The sequence below is a fragment of the Paracoccus sp. (in: a-proteobacteria) genome, from assembly GCF_030538695.1.
Lineage (GTDB): Bacteria > Pseudomonadota > Alphaproteobacteria > Rhodobacterales > Rhodobacteraceae > Paracoccus.
On sequence record NZ_JAUNTN010000062.1, the window covers coordinates 1 to 1,501 of the forward strand.

The 1,501-nt window shown below is 60.5% G+C and carries 1 protein-coding gene; it reads right to left on the bottom strand.

Annotated features, from left to right (window positions below):
• A partial coding sequence (gene cas9 / locus Q4G24_RS16590; protein WP_303367641.1) for a type II CRISPR RNA-guided endonuclease Cas9 occupies positions 1 to 1,457 on the bottom strand: 1,457 nt, incomplete at its 3' end.
• Positions 1,458 to 1,501: the final 44 nt, after the last annotated feature.

Sequence of the window (1,501 nt, forward strand, 5' to 3'; positions counted from 1 at the left end):
GGGTCGATACGGCCATGATCGGCCCGGTGGCTGACCACGGTGCGATCAAGCTGCGTCTTGAGCGCGGCGCGGAAATCTTCCCATGGTGGCGGGATGGAACCTGCCAGTTCCTCTAGCCCGTTCTCGACATTGGCCTTGGCAATATCGGCGATACGTTTGACCATGCCCTGATCGGTCGCGCCGATCACGGCGGCGTCTATCATGTGATGGCGATGGTCCTGACGGTTCTTGGCCTTTGACGTGCCGCGATGGGCATCGGGCAAAAGGCTGTTCAACCCCCAATGGCGGCGCAGCAATTCGGTCAGCTTGCCCGCGACAACCCAGATCGGGCGGCGGCCTTCATGCAGGGCGTCGGCATAAAGGCCTTCCAGATATTCCCGCGTCACCCGCGACAGATATTGCGTATCGACCAGGGCGCGGGCGGTGAAATCGCGCTGGCCTTCGAATTTTTCCATGGCATCCGGCTGAAAGCGCCAGCGTTTGCCGTCGGGCAGGTTTTTCAGATTGGCTTCGATGGCCGGCCATTTCGATGTGCCGCCCCACGCTTCCCACGGGGTTTTGTTGCGTTTTTCGCGGTTTGCGGATTTGAGGCAGATGGTGCGATTGTTGAAACTATCATCCAATGTGCGTGAATAGGGCAGGATATGGTCGATATCGCAACTTCCGTCGAACAGCATCGCCGGAGAAATCGTCGCGCCGGTATAGGGGCAGCAGCGTTTCAGCACATCGGTTGAGGATTCTTCCCAGACCCGCAAAATGGCGCGATTGCGGCCGCTATCCTCGACCTTTAATTCCTCGATCAGCTTTTGGCTGCGCGATTCCGCTGCCCGCTGGTTCTTTGCATTTTTCTGTGCCTGCTCACGCTTTTGGTCCTCACTCATCTTCAGATCGCGGGCCAGCTCCAGCACGATCTCATAAGGGCGGCCATAGGTGTCGATTATCCGGTTCACCAGCCGCCGGATCTGGCCCAGACCGATATGCACCGTCGGGTTGGTGATGCGGCCGAAACGAGTCACATCGTCGTCGGTTTCTTCGCCCGTGCCGGGCAGGACGTGACGGTCAAGGATCTGCCCGTAATAAGGCAGGCGGTCCAGAACCTCGCCGGTGGCCAGATGTGAATGGTTCCAGCCGCAAAACTCCACCGCCTCGTTATAGGTGGCGACCTCTTGATCCGCCGTGCCGCCGATCAGCGCGGCAAGGATGCGGCGGGTGGCGGTCTCGCCCAGACGCCCGAAGCCTTCAGGCAAGGGGGCGTCAGCGATGGCGCGCGCGCGGTCCCGGTCGAAGCCGGTGTGATCCATCAGCCAATCGACCAGCTTTTCGCCGTCCTGCTCGTCGCGCAGGTGCTGGATGATCTCCCATTGCTGATCGGGGTTCAGCGTGGACCAGCCGGGACCATAACGGTCAGGATGGGCAAGGCTCATCCGAACGGGATCGCAGGCAATGGCATCGCGCATCGCCGTTTCCAGAGAGAAGCTTTCATCCGGGCGCAGCTTGATCA